The organism is Synechococcus sp. F70.1 (assembly GCF_047502745.1).
In the GTDB taxonomy this organism is placed as follows: domain Bacteria; phylum Cyanobacteriota; class Cyanobacteriia; order Thermostichales; family Thermostichaceae; genus Thermostichus.
Genome location: NZ_JANSJL010000093.1, coordinates 1 through 1,158 on the forward strand (window position 1 = coordinate 1; position 1,158 = coordinate 1,158).

Consider the following 1,158-nt stretch of genomic DNA (forward strand, 5'->3'; position numbering starts at 1 on the left):
AAGCCCCTTCAAACACCCCAAGCGGTGGCTATGGTGTAGCGGGATCCCACGCAACCCTCAGGGCAAAGTCAACCGCCAACAACTCCGGCAGTGGGCAGCTCAGACGTTGGGGATCCCAACGCAGGCAAGTTAGCGGGATCCCTCCCGAATGCCCAGACGGGCTAAATCTCGCTTGATTTCAAAGGCCAATTCTCGGTTGTGCGGCTCCGTGGCCAAAGCTTTTCTCAAGTAGGCTTCCGCCTGCTGATAGCGCCCCTCGTAGATCAAATGGTTGCCGAAGCGCTGGTAGGCCAACGCCAAGATGTGGATGGCCTCGCTGGAGTTGGGAAACCGTTTCAGCAGCGCCTCCGCCTGGGCCACCGCCGTGGGCAACTTCCGCTCCCGCCAGGCTGCCTTGACGCGGGCAATCCCCTCCTTGAGCCCTTCCGGATTGGGCTGCTCTACCGATGAGGGGCCTATGCTGCGAATGACCACCCGCCTTTCGCCGGCAGCAGGAGAGCTGGGTGGAGATTGACGTTGTGCAGATTGACGTTGTGCATCGTAGCGCCGCCGCTGCTCAGGGTCGCTCAGCACTTGGTAGGCTTGGAGGATTTGTTGGAAACGCTCTCGGGATCCCTCCCCTGCCACATCAGGGTGAAACTGCCGCGCCAACCGTCGAAACGCCTGTTTAATCTCTTCAATGTCCGCTGCAGGAGATAGGTTCAGGATCGCGTAGTAATCCATAAACGGTGGCGCAACTAAGGGATCGGGAAAAGACCTGGCCAAGAACCAGCTCTAGTCTATCGCTGCGGCCCCGGCTTGACCAAGGGATCCCACCAAGCGCTTGGTTCTCCCGCTTCCCTCAGCAGCAGGGATCCAGTGTTAGACTTTGCCCAAGTTGTTTGGAGCCTCCATTCCGGCCTATCGAGGATCCCTTCCTGTTGCCCAACTTCATTGCAACTTGGCTTTCTGTTATGAGTGAAGCGCTTCATCAAGCTCTTGCCAATCGAGATCTAAAACAATTATTGGCCCATTTGCAGCGGGGGGAAGATGTGAATGCTGTCGATGCTCAGGGAATGACTTTGCTTCATAAAGCGACACTCCTTGGCGATTTGGAACTGTTGGATTTGCTCTTGGCCCATGGCGCTTCTGTCCACGCTCTGGATCCTACAGGGGCAA

At 57.2% G+C, this 1,158-nt stretch carries 2 protein-coding genes; one reads left to right on the forward strand and one right to left on the reverse strand.

Annotation, left to right across the window (positions count from 1 at the left end):
• Positions 1 to 129 precede the first annotated feature (129 nt).
• Complete coding sequence (locus NW860_RS09335; protein WP_414513810.1) at positions 130 to 723, reverse strand: DnaJ domain-containing protein; 594 nt, start codon at positions 721 to 723, stop codon at positions 130 to 132.
• A 197-nt stretch (positions 724 to 920) separates the two neighbouring features.
• Here NW860_RS09335 and NW860_RS09340 point away from each other — a divergent pair.
• Positions 921 to 1,158 (forward strand): ankyrin repeat domain-containing protein (locus NW860_RS09340; RefSeq protein WP_414513811.1); only part of this gene is annotated, 238 nt, incomplete at its 3' end.

Excerpts from the sequence above, each read along its gene's own strand:
- NW860_RS09335 (WP_414513810.1), bottom strand. The coding sequence starts at position 723 with ATGGATTACTACGCGATCCTGAACCTATCTCCTGCAGCGGACATTGAA.